Source organism: Eubacterium sp. CAG:161, from assembly GCF_000432355.1.
Lineage (GTDB): Bacteria > Bacillota > Clostridia > Lachnospirales > Lachnospiraceae > Eubacterium_G > Eubacterium_G segne.
Window position 1 is genome coordinate 1 of sequence record NZ_HF991840.1, and the last position, 21066, is coordinate 21066.

General features: G+C 36.4%; 17 protein-coding genes. 14 read left to right on the forward strand and 3 right to left on the reverse strand.

Features of this window, described 5'->3' with window-relative positions; translation table 11 throughout:
• Positions 1-65 precede the first annotated feature (65 nt).
• The 9 genes from Q5O30_RS00975 to Q5O30_RS01015 all read left to right on the forward strand — a co-directional run bounded on the left by Q5O30_RS00975 (position 66) and on the right by Q5O30_RS01015 (position 10595).
• The gene (locus Q5O30_RS00975; protein WP_021951903.1) at positions 66-1361 is read left to right on the forward strand and encodes an O-acetylhomoserine aminocarboxypropyltransferase/cysteine synthase family protein; all 1296 of its coding nucleotides are present in this window, start codon (positions 66-68) and stop codon (positions 1359-1361) included.
• A 134-nt stretch (positions 1362-1495) separates the two neighbouring features.
• Entirely contained in the window at positions 1496-3013 is a 1518-nt protein-coding gene (locus tag Q5O30_RS00980; RefSeq protein ID WP_021951904.1) for a phospholipase D family protein, read from the forward strand.
• A 42-nt stretch (positions 3014-3055) separates the two neighbouring features.
• Entirely contained in the window at positions 3056-4009 is a 954-nt protein-coding gene (locus Q5O30_RS00985) for an L-lactate dehydrogenase (RefSeq protein ID WP_021951905.1), read from the forward strand.
• 83 nt (positions 4010-4092) lie between these two features.
• Positions 4093-5175 (forward strand): iron-containing alcohol dehydrogenase family protein, encoded by a 1083-nt coding sequence (locus tag Q5O30_RS00990; protein ID WP_021951906.1) that lies wholly within the window; start codon positions 4093-4095, stop codon positions 5173-5175.
• A gap of 21 nt (positions 5176-5196) precedes the next feature.
• Positions 5197-6000 carry a Cof-type HAD-IIB family hydrolase gene (locus Q5O30_RS00995; RefSeq protein ID WP_021951907.1) on the forward strand — a complete coding sequence of 268 codons (804 nt, stop codon included), beginning with the start codon at positions 5197-5199 and terminating at the stop codon, positions 5998-6000.
• 453 nt (positions 6001-6453) lie between these two features.
• The gene (locus tag Q5O30_RS01000) at positions 6454-7452 is read left to right on the forward strand and encodes an ABC transporter substrate-binding protein (RefSeq protein WP_021951908.1); all 999 of its coding nucleotides are present in this window, start codon (positions 6454-6456) and stop codon (positions 7450-7452) included.
• A gap of 19 nt (positions 7453-7471) precedes the next feature.
• The gene (locus Q5O30_RS01005) at positions 7472-8407 is read left to right on the forward strand and encodes an ABC transporter permease (RefSeq protein ID WP_021951909.1); all 936 of its coding nucleotides are present in this window, start codon (positions 7472-7474) and stop codon (positions 8405-8407) included.
• A complete protein-coding gene (locus Q5O30_RS01010) occupies positions 8407-9213 on the forward strand; it encodes an ABC transporter ATP-binding protein (protein WP_021951910.1) in 807 nt (268 codons plus the stop codon). The genes Q5O30_RS01005 and Q5O30_RS01010 overlap by 1 nt, the downstream gene beginning before the upstream one ends.
• Positions 9214-9233: 20 nt before the next feature.
• Entirely contained in the window at positions 9234-10595 is a 1362-nt protein-coding gene (locus tag Q5O30_RS01015; protein WP_021951911.1) for an anti sigma factor C-terminal domain-containing protein, read from the forward strand.
• Position 10596: 1 nt separating this feature from the next.
• Here the strand turns inward: Q5O30_RS01015 and Q5O30_RS01020 are convergent, their stop codons facing one another.
• Entirely contained in the window at positions 10597-11085 is a 489-nt protein-coding gene (locus Q5O30_RS01020) for an HD domain-containing protein (protein ID WP_021951912.1), read from the reverse strand.
• A 172-nt stretch (positions 11086-11257) separates the two neighbouring features.
• On the opposite strand from Q5O30_RS01020, the gene pyk reads away from it, so the two are divergent.
• From pyk to Q5O30_RS01035, 3 genes are all read left to right on the forward strand, one after another.
• Positions 11258-12679 (forward strand): pyruvate kinase, encoded by a 1422-nt coding sequence (gene pyk, locus Q5O30_RS01025; RefSeq protein ID WP_021951913.1) that lies wholly within the window; start codon positions 11258-11260, stop codon positions 12677-12679.
• A gap of 313 nt (positions 12680-12992) precedes the next feature.
• A complete protein-coding gene (gene mgtE / locus Q5O30_RS01030) occupies positions 12993-14462 on the forward strand; it encodes a magnesium transporter (protein WP_021951914.1) in 1470 nt (489 codons plus the stop codon).
• 21 nt (positions 14463-14483) lie between these two features.
• Positions 14484-15767, forward strand: a complete 1284-nt coding sequence (locus tag Q5O30_RS01035) for a putative ABC transporter permease (protein WP_021951915.1) — start codon at positions 14484-14486, stop codon at positions 15765-15767.
• Positions 15768-15792: 25 nt separating this feature from the next.
• Here the strand turns inward: Q5O30_RS01035 and Q5O30_RS01040 are convergent, their stop codons facing one another.
• Positions 15793-16344 carry an ECF transporter S component gene (locus Q5O30_RS01040; protein ID WP_021951916.1) on the reverse strand — a complete coding sequence of 184 codons (552 nt, stop codon included), beginning with the start codon at positions 16342-16344 and terminating at the stop codon, positions 15793-15795.
• Positions 16328-17860, reverse strand: coding sequence for a 4Fe-4S dicluster domain-containing protein (locus Q5O30_RS01045; protein ID WP_021951917.1), 1533 nt, complete (start codon positions 17858-17860; stop codon positions 16328-16330). Before Q5O30_RS01045 ends, Q5O30_RS01040 begins: the two co-directional genes overlap by 17 nt.
• Before the next feature lie 280 nt (positions 17861-18140).
• Between Q5O30_RS01045 and Q5O30_RS01050 the strand changes: the two genes are divergently transcribed.
• Both Q5O30_RS01050 and nrdD read left to right on the forward strand, forming a co-directional pair.
• Positions 18141-19523, forward strand: a complete 1383-nt coding sequence (locus Q5O30_RS01050; protein WP_021951918.1) for an MATE family efflux transporter — start codon at positions 18141-18143, stop codon at positions 19521-19523.
• A gap of 160 nt (positions 19524-19683) precedes the next feature.
• On the forward strand, positions 19684-21066 hold a 1383-nt coding region (gene nrdD, locus Q5O30_RS01055; protein ID WP_302674495.1), incomplete at its 3' end, for an anaerobic ribonucleoside-triphosphate reductase.

Genomic DNA, 21066 nt, shown 5'->3' on the forward strand with positions numbered 1-21066 from the left:
AAATCGAACTGCACGTCTTTGAGAGACGTGCAGATAAGCTAAAAACAAATCGAAGGAGAATAAATATGAGCAACAGAAATTATAAATTTGAAACATTACAGTTACACGTAGGACAGGAACAGCCTGATCCGGCAACAGATGCAAGAGCAGTTCCAATTTACCAGACAACATCATATGTGTTTAGAAATTCAGAGCATGCAGCAGCAAGATTTGGATTAGCTGACGCAGGAAACATTTACGGAAGATTAACAAACTCAACTCAGGGTGTGTTTGAAGACAGAATCGCTAAGCTTGAGGGTGGTGTTGCAGGTTTAGCTGTAGCATCAGGAGCAGCAGCAATTACATACACAATTCAGGCATTAGCAGGTGCCGGAGAACACATTGTTGCCCAGAAGACAATTTACGGTGGAACATCAAACCTTTTAGCTCACACATTACCAAACTATGGCATTACAGCTACATTTGTAGATGCTCATAATTTAGAAGAAGTTGAAGGTGCAATTCAGGACAATACAAAGGCAATTTACCTTGAAACATTAGGAAATCCTAACAGTGATATTCCTGACATTGATGCCATTGCAGAAATCGCACATAAGCACGGACTTCCTGTAGTAGTGGATAACACATTTGGTACACCATACCTTATCCGTCCAATTGAGCATGGTGCAGACATTGTTGTTCATTCAGCAACTAAGTTTATTGGTGGACATGGTACATCACTTGGTGGCGTAATCGTTGATGGCGGTACATTTGACTGGGCTGCAAGTGGCAGATATCCTGGAATTTCAGAGCCAAACCCAAGCTATCATGGAGTTAAGTTTACAGAGGCAGCAGGTCCTGCAGCATTTGCAACATATATCAGAGCAATTTTACTTAGAGATACAGGTGCAACAATTTCACCATTTAATGCTTTCTTATTACTTCAGGGAACAGAAACATTATCTCTTAGAATTGAGCGTCATAATGAAAATACAAAGAAGGTAGTTGAATATTTATCAAATCATCCGTTAGTTGAAAAGGTAAATCATCCATCATTACCTGATCATCCTGACCATGCACTTTACGAAAGATATTTCCCAAATGGCGGTGCAAGTATCTTTACATTTGACATCAAAGGCGGACAGGAAGAAGCTCATAAGTTTATTGATAATTTACAGCTGTTCTCATTACTTGCAAACGTTGCAGATGTTAAGTCATTAGTTATTCATCCTGCAACAACAACACATAGCCAGTGCACAGCTGAAGAGTTAGCAGAACAGAACATTAATCCAAATACCATCAGACTTTCAATTGGTACAGAAAACATTGATGATATTATTGAAGATTTAGATGAAGCATTTAAGGCCGTAGAAGGAAAATAATATAATTATCATAATAAAAAAACAACAGTGGCAAATGTCGCTGTTGTTTTTTCTATGGAAAAATGTATTTTAATTATTCACTAAAGGCATTATAATGGTACAGATAGCATTAAAAAACAAAAAAGGTGATTTAAGTGGTTAAAGGGATTTTTATTGTACTTATTTTAATAATATTAAGTATCATTTATTCTGTTTTCAGGCAAAAAAGAAAGAAAAAGAAATTCAAGGTAAGAAGGGTTATAAGAACCTTTGCAGTGGTATTTCTTTTGTTTATTGTGTATTTGGTAATTGGTGGCATTGCTCCGTTCTTAATCCATAATAATATAACTAAAGATACTGAAAAAAAGGTGGAAAATACTAATTTTTACAGTGATAAGAAGGGTGTTGACAGGGCAGTAATTATTGAGGACAACGAAGAAGCCCTGAAAATGCGTTTGAAGCTTATTAAGGATGCAAAAAATAACATTGTTATGTCAACCTTTGATTTTAGAAGTGATGAGGCAGGAAAAGATATGCTGTCAGCTCTTCTTGATGCGGCAAACAGAGGAGTTAAGGTGGAAATTTTTGCTGACGGCTTTAACTCAGAACTTAGAATGGAGAGAAATAATTATTTCTATGCTTTAAGCTGTAACCCTAACATCAAAATCATTATTTACAACAAAATAAATCTTTTGACTCCATGGAAGGGATTGGGGAGAATGCACGATAAATACCTGATTTCTGACAATAAGGCGTATATGCTTGGAGGTCGGAACACATTTGGGTATTTTCTTGGAGACTATAAGGGACACAAAAATTACGACAGGGATGTTTTAGTATATAATACTGAATACAAGAAGGAAAAAAGTGACAGCTCCATATATCAGATAAAGAAATATTATAAGGATATTACTTCATTAAAATGCTGCAGTGTATTTCACAATAGCACTAAAATAGCAAAAAAGAAAAAGGTGAAGGAAGCAGGAGATTACTTAAAGGAGCGTTATACAAGGCTCTCTGAAAAATATGATAAGTTTTTAAGCAGTGAGTATAATTATGAAAAAAATACTTATGAAACTAATAAAATAACCCTTATAAGTAATCCAACCACAATATATTCAAAGGAGCCGGTGGTATTTTACACTTTAATGAAATTAGCTGAAAATGCAAAATCTGAAGTTAAAATACATACTCCTTACATTATATGTGATGACTATATGTATGAAGGTTTGTCTAAAATAGGGGATAAAACCACAATAATGTTTAATTCTGCTGAAAATAACGGAAATCTTTTTGGTGCCATAGATTACATGAGCAACAAAGAAAAAATAATAGACACTAAAATGACCATAAAGGAATATGAGGGAGGAATTTCCTATCACGGAAAAAGCATGACAATAGATGATGATATGGCAATAGTAGGCTCCTTTAACATGGATATGAGAAGTGCTTATATTGACACTGAATTAATGCTTGCCATTAACAGCAGGGAAGTTACAAAGCAGTTAAAAAATAATATGCTTTTATACGAAGAAAAGGCAGCTACAGTAAAAAATCTTAGTGAGTACAAGGATTTGCCTAAGGGAATGAAAATGAAGGAAATATCAGGGGAAAAAGAAAACCTGCATAAATATCTAGGCTGGATATTTAACGCATTAAGATTTCTCTTCTAGAAAAAAATAGGTATAATGGGAAAATATAAAGGAGATGGTACTATGTTATACAACAGAAAAATAGTGATTATCGGTGCAGGTCACGTAGGAACCCACTGTGCAGCGGCACTGTCCTTTCAAAACATTTGTGATGAAATAGTTTTTATAGATAAGGATGAAGTCAAGGCTAAAAGTCAGGCAATGGATTTAGCAGACAGTGTATGCTTTTTGTCATCGGCTCCGATTATCAGAACGGGAGATTACAGGGACTGCGAAGATGCAGATATTATTGTTATCAGTGCAGGGGTGCCAAGGCTTCCGGGACAAACCAGGCTTGATACATTAGGGGCATCAATTGAATGTATAAAGGATGTTGTGGATAATTTAAATAAAACAGACATAAAGGGAATAATTATCACAATAACAAATCCTGCGGATATAATTGCCTACTATGTAAGAAAGCATACAGGACTTCCTAAAAACAGGGTGTTTGGCACGGGAACGTCACTAGATACTGCCAGAACAAGGCGGACAGTGGCAGATTTGTGCAAGGTGGACCCCCACAGTGTAATTGGATTTGCAATGGGAGAACATGGGGACTCCTCTATGGTACCTTTTTCACACCTTACAATTAACGGAGATGCTTATGACAAATTCGTTAAAGAACATGGTGACCGGTGCATAGATTTTAGTGAAGAGAAGGTTACTGAATGCACCCATATGAGAGGCATGGACATTATTAACGGAAAAGGTTCCACGGAATTTGGAATAGGAGCAGCCTTAGCAGATATGGCAAAGGCGGTGCTAACTAACGAACACAGAGTCCTTCCGGCATCAGTATTGTTAGAGGGAGAATATGGTCAAAATAATGTAAATGCCGGTGTTCCCTGTATTATAGGACGGAACGGAATTGAAGAAATAATTGAGTTAAAATTGACAGAAGAGGAAAATAAGCTGTTCGCTTCTTCATGTGATGTTATAAGAGAACATATAAAATTAGAGGAGAAAACCAAATGAACGAAGTTCATTTATAAGGACGTTTTCGACGAAATGCCGCTGACCGAAGGGAGGGGGCAATACACAATCAAGGAGAAAACCAAATGGAAAATTACAGCATACATCTTCCAAGTTATTCTATTGGAAAGGACGTTTATAAAGAAATACCTGAGATATGTGGTAAATATGGAAATAAAATAGTTGCAATAGGAGGACATAAAGCCTTAGCTGCCGCTAAAGACAAAATATTAGAAGCCATAAAAGATTCTTCCATGGAAATAATTGATTTTTTATGGTATGGAGGAGAGGCAACATACGAGAATGTAGAAAAGCTAATGGAAAATCCGGCAGTTATAAAGGCAGATATGATTTTTGCCATTGGAGGAGGAAAATCCACGGATACAGGAAAGTGCCTTGGAGTAAAAATTAACAAGCCGGTATTTTCTTTTCCAACTATTGCTTCTAACTGCTCTGCCTGCACCAGCGTATCCATAATGTATTATCCTGACGGACGTTTTAAGGAGCCTTTCTTTTATCCTGCACCGCCGGTACATGCATTTATTAACACGGAAATAACCGTTAATTCTCCGGAAAAATATTTATGGGCAGGCATGGGAGATACCTATGCCAAATATTTTGAGGCAGTTATGTCTTCGAAGGGAGAAGTACTTCCTCATTATTTTGCCATGGGGGTAAATAACAGCAAAATGTGTTACGAGCCTATTATGGAGTACGGAAAAGAGGCAATGGAATCAAACCGTAATAATCAGCTGTCAAAAGCCTACGAGCAGGTAGTTTTGGCAATAATTGTATCAACTGCATTGGCATCTATTTATCTTACTGCAGAGCATACGGTACATTACAATTCAGGATTGGCACATGCAATATTTTATTCCATGACATCATATCCTCATATTGAAAAAAAACATCTTCATGGGGAGGTGGTAAGTTACGGAGTGCTAAATCTTTTACTGGTAGACCAAAACACGGAAGATTTTGAAAGAGTATATAATTTCAATAAATCCGTTGGACTTCCTACATGTTTAGAGGACTTGGAATTTGAAAAAAGTCAGATAGATGATTTGGCAAAAGGAGCAGTTGTAATGAAGGACATTGAGCATAATCCATATGTTATTACTGGGGAAATGCTGTCAGAAGCCATGAGAAAGCTTGAAGCATTAAAATAAAACTACACTAAAGAGGATTTTATGGATAAAAAGATTATTTTTTTAGATTTAGATGGAACATTAACTAACGATGAAAAGAAGGTTACGCCCCTTACTCAAAAGGCACTTTTAGAAATGCAAAAGGCAGGGCATATAGTTGTTTTGGCATCGGGAAGACCAACTCCCGGAATTTTGCCTGTGGCAAAAGCTGTGGAACTGGAAAAATTCGGAGGCTATATTATGGCATTTAACGGTGGAAAAATTATAAATGCGAAAACCAACGAGGTTGTGTTTGAACAGGTGTTAGACAGAAAGTATATAAGTCCATTGTTAAAATATGCCAAAGAAAATGATATAGGGCTTATAACCTACGATGATAAACGGATTATTGTTGGAACAAGAATGGACAAATACATTGAAACGGAATCCTTTATAAATAAAATACCTGTTTATGAAACGGATATGGAGGAATATGTAACATATAATCCCAATAAGCTGTTAATGACTGCACCACCGGAAATTGCCGCAAAACATGAACAGATTTTAGCTCAAAAGTACAAAAATCAATTAAGCATCAGCCGTTCGGCAGATTATTTTATTGAAATTATGCCTAAAGGAATTGATAAGGCGGCATCCATAGAGGTTCTTGTAAATAAACTTAAAATAAGGAAGGAGAATACCATAGCCTGTGGTGACGGTTATAATGATATTTCCATGGTTAAATATGCCGGCATAGGTGTGGCAATGGAAAATGCCGTAGATGAAGTAAAACAGGTGGCAGATTATGTGACAGATTCAAATAATGAAGATGGAATTGCCAAAGTGGTAGAAAAGTTTGTATTTTAGGTTTATAAATTTAAGTTTATTATAAAACTATAAAATTTTATATTGACGATAAATATTATGTGAGATATAATTGCCACATAATTAAAGATGACCATTGAAACCGTTGATGCGGAGATAAAAGTAAATCGTGCACTTACAGAGAGCAGGGAGGCTGAGAACCTGCAGAACGCAGCTTACTAAATGGACCGCAGAGGGCATAGAACAAAGCATTTATGTTAGTATTTTGTGACGTGAAGGCATACGTTAGTTGCACAGGGTATGTTAGTACCCGTTGAGAGCGCATTTTTTATTGCGAATCAAGGTGGCACCGCGGAATATGATTTTATGAATATCCGTCCTTGATAGTAGAGTAATCCTACTGTCAGGGACTTTTTTATTGTATAAAATTCCTTAAGCTTATATGGCATAGGTGGTTATCTGTTAATAAATATTTTTTTATAAGGAGATAAGAACATGAGAAAAGGAAGAGTATTAAGTATTTTATTAACAACCGCTATGGCAGCAACAATTTTTACAGGCTGCGGAAGCAATGACAAATCAGCTGATGCCTCACAAAAGGCAGACAAGAAAAAAATCGGTATCGTAACCATGGTGGAAAATGGTGCCTTTACTGATATGAAAGAGGGAATCATAGAAGAGTTAGCAAGCAAGGGATACACAAGTGATACAGCTACAATTGATTATCAGTGTGCATCAGGTGATGCTACAACCCTTTCAACTATTGCCAATAACATGACAGACGGAACATATGACATGGTATTTACCATTGCAACACCACCTACCCAGGCATTTGTTAATTTAGAATCAGACACACCGGTTTTCTTCTGTGCAGTTTCAGCACCGGTTGCAGCAGGAGTTTTATCTGATATGGATAGTCCTGATAAAAACGCCACAGGTACATCAAATGCCATTCCGGTATCAGACATTATTGATTTAGCACAAAGTACAACACCGGCTAAAAAATACGGACTTATTTACAGTGGCAATGAAGACAATGCAACAAACACAATTAAGCAGGTTGAGGAATATTTAAAATCAAAGAACATTGAATATGTTGAAAAAACAGCACCTACATCAAGTGATATTGAAACAGCAACCAATGCTCTTATAAATGAAGGTGTAGATGCCATTTTCGTACCAAATGATTCAATTATTCAGGACGGAGTTGCAAAGTTAGCAGAAATTTGCAATGAAAAGAAAATCCCAACATATTGTTCATCGGCTACAACAGTTGCCTCAGGATGTTTTGCAACCCTTGCCATTGACGATAAGGGAATTGGTAAAAAAACAGTAGATATGGCAATGGATTACTTTGACGGAAAGAAAGTTAAAGATATTCCTTCACAGGTAGTTGGAATTGATTATTGCTCAGTAAACACCAATGCCATGAAAGCTCTTGGTATTACAAAAGACCAGATTAAAACAAAGTATGATATTAACGAAATTCAGTAATGGATGAGGAGATTTAGTAATGATAGAATTACAGTATTATTTAACCAATCTGCCGGATTGCTTTATATATGGATTGCTGGCAATGGGTATATATATTTCACTTAGAATATTGGATATTCCGGATTTAACAACTGAAGGAAGCTTCGGCTTTGGAGCAGTTATATCGGTGCTGGTGTCTTTAAACGGACACCCGGCACTGGCACTTTTAGCAGGAATAGTTGCCGGTACATTGGCAGGATTTATTACGGGATGTTTACAGACAAAGCTTAGTGTTCATCCGGTATTAGCAGGAATAATAACCATGAGTGCATTATATTCCATTAATCTTGTATGCTATTCATTAACAGACAAGGGAGCCACAACTAACTTAAGTTACGGCAAAATAACAATATTTGATAAAATAAAGGAATTGCTTGGAATAACAGGTCAGTTTAACACAAGTATGTTAAAAGCTGTGGTAAGTTTTATTATTGTTGTGTTGGTTATAGCTGTAATTATCTGGTTCTTTAAAACCCATATGGGACTTTGCATAAGAGCCACAGGAGATAATCCTGATATGGTAAGAGCATCATCAATAAATGTTGACAGAACCAAAATCATAGGTCTTATGATTGCCAATGCATTAATTGGTTTATCAGGAGCCATGGCATCACAAAGCGTTGGATATTCAGACATAAATACTGCTAACGGTACTCTTATTTATGGATTAGCAGCAGTAATTATTGGTGAGGCAATATTTGGAAAAAGAGGCGCTGCCATAGGAGTTATTTCAGCAGTTACAGGTTCTGTTATATACAAGCTTATAGTGGCATTTGTTATAAGACAGAATTTATTTGGTGATAAAAGCGCAAATCTTATGAAGCTTACATGTGCACTTATTGTTGCCATTACTCTTGCAATTCCTGCAATAAAGGAAAAAATTGCGGAAAAGAGAAGCAGAAAGGCGGAGATGTAATGTTAGAAGTAAAGAATATTTCAAAGGTTTTTGCCAAAGGAACAGTTAATGAACACGTTGCCATAAAAAATATGTCCCTTTCATTGGAGGATGGGGAATTTGTTACAGTTGTAGGCTCAAACGGAGCAGGAAAAAGTACACTTTTTAATGCAATTTGCGGTAGCTTCCTCGTGGATTCAGGACATATATTTTTGGATAATGAAGAAATTACATATAAAAGTGAGCATGCCAGGGCAAAAATGATAGGTCGTGTTTTTCAGGACCCCATGAGAGGAACGGCACCTAACATGACTATTGAAGAAAATCTCGCGTTAGCTTATACAAGATCGCAAAAACATTCATCACCTTTTTCAAGAGCATTAACAAAGAAAAAGGCTGAGTTTTTCAGGGAAAATCTGGCAAGATACAATATGGGCATAGAAGACAGAATGAAAACTAAAATCGGGCTTTTGTCAGGTGGTCAGAGACAGGTGGTTACTCTTTTAATGTGTACCCTTTCAATTCCAAAACTTTTGCTTTTAGATGAGCATACCGCAGCCCTTGACCCGGCAACGGCTAAAAGGGTAATGGAAATAACAAAGCAGATTGTGTCAGAAAATAATATTACCACTATGATGATTACCCATAATCTAAATCAGTCATTAAATACAGGCTCAAGAACCATAATGCTTGACTCAGGGGAAATTATACTTGATTTATCCGGTAAAGAGAGAGAAAATATGACCATAGATGATATGATAAAAATGTATTCTGCAAAGAAACAAAAGGAATTTGATAATGACAGAATATTGTTGTCTAGGGACTAAAGGATAAAAGAGAGGGACATATGGATTTTAAGGAGCTTTATGAAAAGTATAACTGGGGACAGGTAACAAAAGAAGAACAGGAATTTGTGGAAAGTGAGTTAAAAAGACGTAAAGAAGCAAAGGAAAACATCCATGAAGGCTATGAATCAGAGAATAAAAATTCTATTGAAGATGATGTTGTTACAATAAATGACAGTCGGGAGGAGCCGGAAAGTAAGAAATCAAATAATGAGAATATAGATGAAACCACAGGGGAACATAAGAAAATTAATGTTCCCTTTGTGGTTTTGTCTTGTATAATGGCAGCTATGATTGTTACGACAATAGCAGTATATGTTATAAAAATTGACCCTATGGTTAAATATGTAAAAAAGGAAAAGGCTCAGGAAAACTATCCTTACAGCAAATGGAATATTGACAGCAAGACCCTGTATTCAGAAAAAACAGATGCCCAGTTAGGATATGAGACTCTTTTTCAGTTTCACAATAAAGGACAGTACATTCCTTATTTTGAAAATTTAGGAGAAATTGATAATAAAAAGGGCCAGTATTATTATCGTATAACGAAAAATATTCAGCCTTATGTGGGGATTACCTTAGAAAAAGCTCTTACAGTTGAAAAACCGGAATTTCGGAGTTATTTAGATGATGGAGAGATTATGTCCATAAACGAGGATGATGAAGATTACGGCAATCTTAAGGCAACCTTGAAGAAAATGAAAAAGAATAAGATTTATAATATTTTTATCTCTCTTAATAAGCTGATAGGGGATACGCAGCTTAAAAAACTTCTTGAAGAAAATTATTATCAGGATAATACATGTATAAAATGGGTGGGGGTTTATCCTTATGAAATTAATGACAAGTACCCACCAATAGGTATATATTTAGGAATTGATCAGTCAAGTATGGGAAGCATAAAGGAAATGACTTTGGGATATACAAATATGTATTCTGTTGACGGATTAACTCTTAAAGGTAACGGATATTTTTACAATGGAAAGAATTTCTTCATATATAGAAGTGCAAATGGCTATGTTTATGATGAAGGTCCTGAATTAGATGTGAAAACCGTAAAGGACAGCTTTTCCGAAAGGTTAGATTTTATGATAAAGCATCCTGAAGTGTTGAATTTTTTGGGACATCCGGAATATGAGGAATTTTATAAAAAAATTAAAAATATGGTGGATAAAGGTGAAACTAAATACTATGCATTAGCCCTTACAGGGGAAAAGGAGGATTTAGAAGATATGTGTAGTGGTTTAAGTGGATATGTAACAAGCATATCTGATGCAGATGAAGACGAAAATCTAATGTACAGCCTTATAAACAGCAACATAGACCCTACCCACAGCGTATATAGCGGTACGGAATATGAGTAATTTACTCAAAACGGTAGCATGCACGCTTACATATTACCTCATAGGATGAACATATTTTGTCGGCAAGGCTTACAATGTAACTTTCCTTATATCTTGGAAGTTTAATATTAAGGGGAAACATGTGCTTTGCTATAATGTCCATTTCAATGTCAGTGAGTTCAAAATCCTTAGAGGCATTTTTCAGGGCTACAGCTGCGTGGTGGAAACCGTGCCATTTGTGTGCAGCATCCTTGTCATGCCAGTCATACAAAAAGTAATCATGTAAAAGAGAACCTCTTAAAAGACTGTTGTAATCACAGCGGATATGGAATTTTCTTGCAATGCAGTAACTTATGTAAGAAACTGCAATACAGTGCTCTAGGGTGCTGGTGTTGCCATGTTGTATATATTTATCCATTCGTTTTAATTTTTCATTTTTTATTATGGGAGTGATTTTCAAGGTGAAATCCTCCCTTAAATTATCTGTACTAATAATATTTGAATTTTGCATTATACTAGTAACATCCTTTCAAAACATCTAAATGTTATTATACCCCTAAAAGTGTTAAATGTATATTAAAAATCTTTAACAAAAATTAACTTGTATATAATTTCATATATTGTTATTATAAGTGTGGTTTGATAGAAATATGGTAGTAGGTAAGTAAAAGGAGAAAATTAGAATGAGAAAGACAAAGATAGTATGTACTCTTGGTCCGTCAACAGACGTTGATGGTGTACTTGAAAAGTTAATTAATGTAGGAATGAATGTGGCAAGATGTAACTTTTCCCATGGTTCTCACGAAGAACATAAGAAAAGAATGGATAAGGTAAAGGAAATCAGAAAGAAATGTGATATGCCTGTTGCCATTTTGTTAGATACAAAGGGACCGGAAATAAGAACAGGAATATTTGAAAATGATTCCATTTTTGTTCATACAGGTCAGAAATTTACCCTTGTGGGAGACAGACAGGTTAAGGGAGATGAAAACCATGTCAATATTACATTTCCTGATTTATATAAAGACGTAAATATAGGCTCAATTATTCTTATTGATGATGGTCTTGTAAAGTTAGAGGTTAAGGAAATTAGTGGAACGGATATTGTCTGTGAAGTAAAAAATGATGGTAAAATTTCTAACAGAAAAGGGGTTAATGTTCCTGATATTCATATTAACATGGAGTACATGAGTAAACAGGATAAAAGTGACATTATATTTGGAATACAGCAGGATGTTGATTATATTGCCGCATCCTTTGTAAGAACAGCTGAAGATGTAAAAGCCGTAAGAAAAATTCTTGATGAAAACGGTGGGGAAAACATCAACATTATAGCAAAAATAGAAAATAGTGAAGGTATTTTAAATGTAGACTCCATTATAGATGAGGCAGATGCCATTATGGTAGCCAGAGGAGACATGGGAGTTGAACTTCCGGAGGAAGAAGTTCCTATTATTCAGAAAATGATTATTAAAAAGGTATATGAGGCAGGAAAACAGGTTATTACTGCAACTCAGATGCTGGATTCCATGATGAATAATCCTCGTCCTACAAGAGCAGAAACCACAGATGTGGCAAATGCAATTTACGATGGAACCAGTGCCATTATGCTTTCAGGAGAGACAGCAGCAGGGAAATATCCGGTGGAAGCCGTTGAAACCATGGCGAAAATCGCTGAACGTACTGAAATGGACATAAACTATAAACAGCGTTTCTTTAATATGAAAAGAAGTGAAGGAAGTGATATTACCCAGGCAGTATGTCATGCTACATGTACTACAGCTTATGACCTTGGGGCAAAGTCAATTCTTACGGTAACTAAATCAGGAAGGTCTGCAAGAATGTTATCAAGATTCAGACCGGACTGTATGATTACCGCGGGAAGCACAAGTGAAAAAGTATGCCGCCAGCTTAATATGTCCTGGGGAGTTACACCAGTGCTTATTAAGGAGAAAGGCGATGTGCTGGAATTGTTTGACTATGCTGTGGAAGTGGCAAAGGAAAAGCATTTAGTGGAAAAGGATGACATTGTGGTTATTACATCAGGAGTGCCTCTTGGAAAGTCAGGAACCACTAATATGATAAAGGTTCACACTGTGGAATAATTTTATATTTCAGTTGAATTTGTCTAAAAAAAATGATAAAGTAAATATATAAATTAATAAGAACTTATGGTTATTTTGGCCATAAGTTTTTATTTCGATTTTTTATAATAAAATGGAAGGAGAACCAGATGGATAGTTGTGACAGTTGTGGGCGAAGTTTGCATAATGAATATACTATAGACGAAACTGATGCACATCATCTGTTTCGTCCTTAAAGTGCATAAATTCATATACAAGCTTCTTACATATACAGTCCGCTATATTTTTATGTAGCGGATTCTTTACTTTCTGTTTATGTGAAAGGAGGTATATGATGGAAGAAAATAAAGAATTTGAAGAAAAAAAGCCACAGGATACAGAAGAGTCAGGCACAGAGAATAATATAGAAACACAGGAATATGAAATTCCTGAAAAAGCTGATTATGAAGCTGAAATTATAGATATAATACGAGGCAACGAACCGGCTTATGTTAAGAAAGAGAAGTTAAACGATTATCATGAAAATGATATAGCATCGGTTTTAGAAGACTTAGATGTAAATGAGCGTAGAAGATTATATGCCCTTTTAGGTCTTGACAGGGTATCTGAAATTTTTGCTTATTTAGATGATCCGGAAGAGTTCATTGAAGAATTAGATAATGAAACAGCGGCAGATATTCTTGAGGCTATGGAGCCGGATGATGCCGTTGATATCTTAGATGAATTAGAGGAAGAAAAAAGTGAGGAGCTTCTCCAGTTAATGGATAAAGAGGCACAAAAGGATATTGATCTTATTCAGTCCTATGACGAAGATGAAATCGGTAGTAAGATGACTACCAATTATGTTAGCTTATCCTTAGACCTTACCATAAAGCAGGCAATGAAACGTTTAGTAGAACAGGCTGCTGACAATGACAACATTTCTACGTTATATGTTAAAAAAGAAGATGGAACCTTTTATGGAGCCATTGATTTAAAAGACTTAATTGTTGCAAGGGAATATGTAGAACTAGAATCATTAGTTATCACTTCATATCCTTTTGTGTATGACCATGAAACAGTAGATGACTGTATTGAAGAATTAAAGGATTACTCAGAGGATTCCATTCCGGTATTGGATAAAGACAATCACATTTTAGGTGTTATTACTTCTCAGGATTTGGTAGAAGTGGTAGATGAAGAAATGGGTGAGGACTATGCTAAGTTAGCAGGTCTTGCTGCAGAGGAGGAATTAGAAGAACCATTATCCCAGAGCCTTAAAAAAAGAGTTCCATGGCTTATCATATTGCTTATGCTTGGCATGATTGTATCTACAGTTATAAGTATGTTTGAAAAGGTTATAGTGGGACTTCCGATTATTGTTACATTCCAGTCAGTTATTCTTGGTATGTCCGGTAATGTTGGAACCCAGTCCCTTGCGGTGACTATCAGGGTTTTAATGGACGAAGAACTGGAATTTAAGCAGATGCTGGGATTTGTATTTAAGGAAATGCGTGTAGGTTTCTTTAATGGACTTATAGTAGGTTCTATTTCCTTTATATTTACAGGGGTATTTATATGGCTTGTCAGAGGACAGCAGTTTATGGATGCCTTTGCTATTTCAGGATGTATCGGCGTTGCACTGGCACTGGCTATGTTAATATCAAGCTTTGTAGGAGCTATTATTCCCATTATTCTTGACAAAATCGGATTTGACCCGGCAGTTGCATCAGGTCCTCTTATTTCTACCGTAAACGATTTAGTTGCTGCGGTAACATATTACGGACTTGCATGGGTTTTCCTTATTAACATATTACATTTATAATAAAAAACAAAGGAAGTACTAATGAATATACTGATATACTTATTTATAGTTTACTCATTTTTAGGATGGGTATTTGAGACAACAATTGCTGCAATAAAAAGAAAAAGGTTTGTTAACAGAGGAATCATTAACGGACCCTTCTGTGTGATTTACGGTATTTCAGCTGTTGCCATTACAGTTATTCTTAGGGACTTAAACGGATTCTGGCTACTATTTGGAAGTATGATAGTAGCCACTCTTATTGAGTGGACCGGCGGACATATTATTGAAAAGATGTACCATGAACGCTGGTGGGACTATTCTAATTTCAAATTTAACTTTGACGGTTATATCTGCCTTGGTGCTTCGGTTATCTGGGCGATAATGGGCTTTGTTGTAAAAACATGGGTCAACGATCTCTTTATTAATATTTATAAAATTATCCCGGTATATATAATGGAAATCATAGTGTGGATTCTTTTGGCAGTTATATTTATTGACGGCCTTGCCACTATGCTTATTTTATCAGGACACCATAAAAGCGAAAAATATTGCAAAAAGGCAGAAGATATATTAGATACTGTAACTAAAAACTTAAGTGACAGAATTTATGGTGTTATTGACAGCCGATTAGGAAAGGCATATACAAGAAGCAAGCCGGGGACAGGGGAACAAAAGGATAAAACAAAGTTTGCCACAGGATGTAGTTTCTATAAGGTGGTTATGTTGTTTTTCATAGGAGCGTTCCTTGGAGACATTGTGGAGACGGTTTTCTGTCGTATAGTTATGGGAAGCTGGATGAGCAGGAGCAGTGTTATTTACGGACAGTTTAGTATTGTGTGGGGGGTAGGAGTAGCTGCCATAACGGTACTGTTATATAAGTACAAAGATAAAAATATCTTGTTTTTATTTTTTACGGGAACTATATTAGGGGGAGCATATGAGTACATATGCAGCGTTTTTACGGAAATAGCCTTTGGCACTGTTTTCTGGGATTACAGCGATATGCCATTTAACCTTGGAGGACGAATTAATTTATTGTACTGTTCTTTTTGGGGAATAGCGGCTATAGTTTGGTTTAAGGTTGCATATCCGCTACTGTCTGCCCTTATTGAAAAAATCCCAAAGAAACCGGGAATAATAGCTACATGGATGTTACTGGCATTTATGTTAGTGAATGTTTCCATATCAAGTATTGCCCTTGCAAGATATCAGGAAAGAAGCAAGGGAAAGAATGCAAATAATAACATAGAAAAATGGATAGACACAAAATACGATGACAATTTAATGAACCGGGTATACCCGAAAGCATTAATTGTAGACTGATTTTATATCTATCCATAAACAATTTTTATTTTGAACGTTTTACACCTAATCGCACAATAGGCCAGATAACACAGGCTAATGCAGTTCCAAACAATGCCGCAATTAACTGGGTTGTGGAATATGTAACTGTTGCAGCCTTGTAGGCTACGTGACTTAATCCCTTTCCAAAGGATGGAAGAACCCATCTGATAATAAGAAGTGTCATTACACCCCATTTGGCAACAGAGCCTGCTATAAGGCTTATTGGCAAAAGATTAAGTTCCAGCTTTTTGCACCTGACAAACCAGGCAAAAAGCACAAGAACCATGTTTCCTATCATAATACACGGAAGAATCATAGGTACAGCGGCAATAACAGGTGACCCGGTTATAATAAAAGATGTAATAGGGGCAACAGCTGAAACTATAATACCGCTAACAATTCCGCAATATAATGTATCAATAATAAGTATCAGGTTAATTAATCCACCAATAACATAAACTGAGTATGCAAAGGTTGGAACTTTAAAAAACTGTACTGCTATGCAAAGTGCAATCATTACTGCTGTAACGGTAATGGTTCTAGTCCTCATTTTCATACAATTCCTCCTTTGTTATTAAATGAAGATATTTTAAGTATTCTGACTGAGACGGTTTTGTTAATTCAGATTTTGATTTGTCCTGTTCAAGAGCAATGCCTGCTTTTCTGACATCAGCCAAAACTCCTGCACCACCAAGACATCCGCCGGGACATGCCATTCCCTCTAACAGATATCCGTCATATTTTCCGGCTTTGGCTAACATAAGCATTTTTTTGCATTCCGCTAATCCCTCCGCCTTAACTGTTTTTACCTCACGGTCAGGGTCAATACTGTTTAAAACATTTACAACGGCATTGGCAACACCGCCACTGGCAGCAAATCCCTTACCATAGGAGCTGGAAGTTTGTCTGAATTCTTCTAGTTCAAGATTATTAAAATCAATTCCCTTAGCATCAAAAATCCCCATCATTTCCTCAAAGGTTAAAACAAAGTCAATATCGCTTCGTACTGAGCGACGGCTTGCTTCAAGCTTTTTCGCAGCACATGGACCAATGAATACTACCTTACAGTCAGGATGGCGTTTCTTAATCATACGTCCTGTTAAAACCATAGGAGTAAGGGTCATGGAAATATGATTAGCATATTCAGGTAAAGTCTTTTTAGCCATAACAGACCATGCAGGACAACATGAAGTACCAAGCCATGACAAATGTTCAGGAACCTCTTTTATGAAATCAGCTGCTTCCTGAATAGCACAAAGGTCGGCACCGATTGCTACCTCTTCCATTTCTTCAAAACCTACAGCTTTAAGGGCAGCCCTTACCATGGCAGGAGTAACCTCGTCACCGAATTGCTTTACAAAGGAAGGGGCAATGGCTGCATATATAGGAGTATCACTTTTCAGTGCCAGCACTGTCTGGAAAATCTGGCTTTTATCCACAATAGCACTAAAAGGACAACTTACAAGACACATACCACAGGACACACACTGGTCATAATCGATGTCAGCTCTGCCGTATTCATCAGATTTAATGGCATTCATGCCACAGGCAGCTGCACAGGGACGTTCCTGTTTAATAATTGCATTGTAAGGGCATGCATTTAAACACTTGCCACATTTTATACATTTATCCTGGTCAATAACGGAATGACCATTTTCCATATGGATAGCTTTCTTTGGACAAACCTCAACGCATGGATGCTCAATACATCCCTGACATCCGTTGGTTACGAAAATCTTTTTTTCAGGGCATGCATGACATGCAAATTTTATAATGTTAATAAGAGGAGGGTCATAATACTTTTCATCAATGGCACTGGCATCTATTCCATCTGAAAGTGGTGCATGCTCAGACACTTTTCTAATAGGAAGTCCAATGGTAGCACGAAGACGTTCTCCTACAATGGCACGTTCAATAAAAATGTTATTGTAATATTTTCCAATTTCACCGGGAATGATTTTGTAAGGCAGTTCTTCAATTCGTGTGAAATCTCCGCCTTCAAACGCCATTCTTGCAACTTCCGTAAATACCTTATGACGTATCTCCGTCTTGTTTGAATAAATTCCTCTCATGTATTTCTCCATTTCATATAATTCAAATAAAAAACAGTCATAAAAACTATTATTAATTATAACATAGCATACAAAATAAGCACAAGTAAAATATAGTTAATTTTTTAACAATATAAAACCTAAATCGGAAGGTGCCGGTGCAAATTATGAAACATTAGGGTATTTTTTTAGAAAAATATTTAATTTCGAATTTGTGGTTGAATTTTCCTTTATAGAGTTGTATTATATGTTGTGGCGATAATGAGAATAGAAGAAAATGAAATTATAAAGGAAAAAAGAAATGACAAATATGAATGAGAAAATTGAAAATCCCTTAGGAACGGAACCAGTGGGGAAGCTGCTTAGAAAATTTGCAGTTCCAAGTATTATATCAATGCTTGTAATGTCTTTGTACAATATAGTAGATCAGATCTTTATAGGACAGTGTGTAGGAGAGTTAGGAAATGCTGCCACTAATGTTGCCTTTCCCTTTACCACCCTATGTATTGCTACGGCACTGGCTTTTGGAATAGGTGGAGCTTCAGGATTTAATTTAAACTTAGGTGCAGGAGAAAAGGAAAAAGCACCATATTTTATAGGTGTAAGTGCTTCAATGATGTTTATTATCGGTGTTGTTCTGTCTGTTGTGGGACTTACGGCATTAAAACCCCTGCTTTTATTCTTTGGTTCAACAGATACGGTATTACCGTATGCCATGGAATATACAAAATATCTGGCATTGGGATTTCCTTTTGCCATTATTTCATCTGGTGGTTCACATTTAGTAAGAGCAGACGGAAGTCCGAAGTTTTCCATGGCCTGTAACCTTGTAGGCGCCATTGTAAATGTAATTTTAGATTACCTTTTTGTCATGGTATTTAACTGGAAAATGGCAGGAGCAGCAATAGCTACTGTAATAGGACAAATTTTAGCTTCAATTATGGTTATATGGTACTTGATTCATTTTAAAACCATTAAGCTTCACGGAAAGCATTTTGTACCACAACTTAAGATAGTAGGAAGAACTGTACATCTTGGAATGGCACAGTGCTTAAATCAGCTGGCAATTATGTTTGTTCAGGTTGTAATGAATAAATCACTGACATATTACGGTGCCCTTAGCCCTTATGGTGCGGACATTCCCCTTGCCTGTACGGGAATTGTAATGAAGGTTAATCAGGTGTATTTCTCCATATGTATAGGTGTGGCACAGGGAATACAGCCTATTGCCAGTTTTAACAGGGGAGCAGGTAAAAATGACAGAGTTAAAAAGACCTATAAGCTTGCCGTTTCCTGCAATACAATTATTTCAACTATTGCATTTATAATATTCCAACTGTTCCCAAGACAGATAATAAGCATATTCGGTTCAGGAAGCCCTGAATATTTTAGGTTTTCCATTAACTTTTTCAGAATATTTTTATTTATGACTTTCTTAGACGGAATACAGCCAATAACATCAACATTTTGTACTGTTATAGGGGAACCAAACAAGGGAACATTTTTGTCTCTTACAAGACAGGTTATATGCTTTATACCACTTATGATTGTGTTACCATATATTTTCCACAACTTTGGCTATTTAGGTATAGATGGTATGATGTATGTTGCACCGATATCCGACTTTTTAGCAGCAGTACTGTCGTTAATTGTAATTAAAAAGGTGTTTAAAAAGTTAGTTTAGAACATTTTGTATGAGGGAAAACTATAATTGGAGATTTTGTAAAAAAAAGAAGAAATATTTCAGAAATGTTGCAATTGCCACTGTACAAAATGGAATATGTTGTGCTATAATGCTTTAAGCATATACAAGATATAGTATTCGAGCTTGAGAGGGAGAAAAGATGGAAGTTTTATTGAGAAAGGTAATTAAACGAAATGGTCAGGAAGTTTCGTTCGACGTTAACAAGATTCTTAATGCTATAAGGAAGGCAAATAACGAGATTGCCCCTATACATAAGTTAAACGAGTATCAGATTGCGGCAGTGGGAAATCTTGTTGTTGACCAGATTGAAAAATCAAACCATGCAGTAGCAGTTGAAGATATTCAGGACATGGTAGAGAGAGGCATCATGGAGATGCGTGGATATGAGGTAGCCCAGAAGTACGTAAGATACAGATATACACGTGAATTAGCCAGAAAAGCCAACACAACAGATGATGGAATTTTGTCTCTTATTGATCAGATTAATGAAGAAGTTAAACAGGAAAATTCCAACAAGAATCCTACAATTAACTCCACCCAGAGAGATTATATGGCAGGTGAAGTCAGCAAGGATTTAACTAAACGTATTTTATTGCCGGAGGATATTGTTCAGGCTCATGAGCAGGGAATTATACATTTCCATGATTCCGACTATTTTGCACAGAAGGAGCACAACTGTGACTTAATTAATTTAGAGGATATGCTTCAAAATGGAACATGCATATCCGAAACTAAAATAGATACACCTCACAGCTTTTATACAGCCTGCAATGTTACTACACAGATTGTGGCACAGGTTGCCAGCAATCAGTACGGCGGTCAGTCATTTTCATTAGGACATTTGGCACCTTTTGTTCAGGTGAGCAGAGAAAAAATTACCAAAGAAGTTTTAGCTGAAAGAAATGAACTCAACTTGAATTACAGTGATGAGCAGGTAAAACAAATTGCCGAGAGAAGATTAAAGGATGAGATAAACCGTGGTATCCAGACTATTCAGTATCAGCTGATTACTCTTATGACATGTAATGGGCAGGCACCTTTTGTAACAATGTTTATGTATCTTGATGAGGTACCGGAAGGTCAGACCAGGGATGATTTGGCTACCCTTATAGAAGAGGTTTTAAAACAGCGTATTCAAGGTGTTAAAAATGAAAAAGGTGTCTGGATTACACCGGCATTTCCTAAAATTATATATGTTTTAGATGAAGATAATGTTACACCGGATTCAAAATACTGGGCACTTACGGAGCTTGCAGCAAAATGTACTGCCAAGAGAATGGTTCCTGATTATATTTCAGCTAAGGTTATGAAAGAAATGAAGCAGGGATGCGTTTATCCATGTATGGGCTGCAGAAGCTTCCTTACAGTTGAGGACAGCCAGAGAAACGCAGACGGAACCCACAAATTCTATGGACGTTTCAATCAGGGTGTTGTAACCATTAACTTAGTTGATGTGGCTTGCTCATCTAACGGTGACATGGAACTGTTCTGGAAAATTTTGGAAGAAAGACTGGAGTTATGC